The organism is Maribacter sp. TH_r10, from assembly GCF_033101095.1.
GTDB classification, from domain to species: domain Bacteria; phylum Bacteroidota; class Bacteroidia; order Flavobacteriales; family Flavobacteriaceae; genus Maribacter_A; species Maribacter_A luteus.
Map to the genome: position 1 here is coordinate 1 of NZ_JAWMPY010000049.1, position 367 is coordinate 367.

Below are 367 nucleotides of genomic sequence, written 5' to 3' on the forward strand. Positions count from 1 at the left end.
AAGTACCGTGAACGGGGAGGCATCGAATGCATTAAGTTTAAGTTCTTATTTAGATAATACCGATGAACAGGATTTATTGGATTTTCAGGTAAATGGTTCAAATTTAGAAATAAGCATAGAGAATGGTAATACGGTAAGTGTTCCATTGGCTGATATTACTACTGGAGTAGATACCAATACGGTCATAACATCTTACGCTATAGATGCTACGGATACGAATTTAGTAATTACGGATAGTGAGAGTAATACATTTTCAGTGGCCATAGCTGATATTGCTGCATTAGTCGATACCGATACCCAGTATACGGCAGGGAACGGGTTGAATTTAAATGGGAGCAATGTGTTCACGGCGGTAGTTGACCCGGCA

At 39.5% G+C, this 367-nt stretch carries 1 protein-coding gene; it reads left to right on the forward strand.

The features are described 5' to 3' along the window. The coding region (locus R3X28_RS19270) for a hypothetical protein (RefSeq protein WP_317666521.1) at positions 1–367 on the forward strand (367 nt) is incomplete at both ends.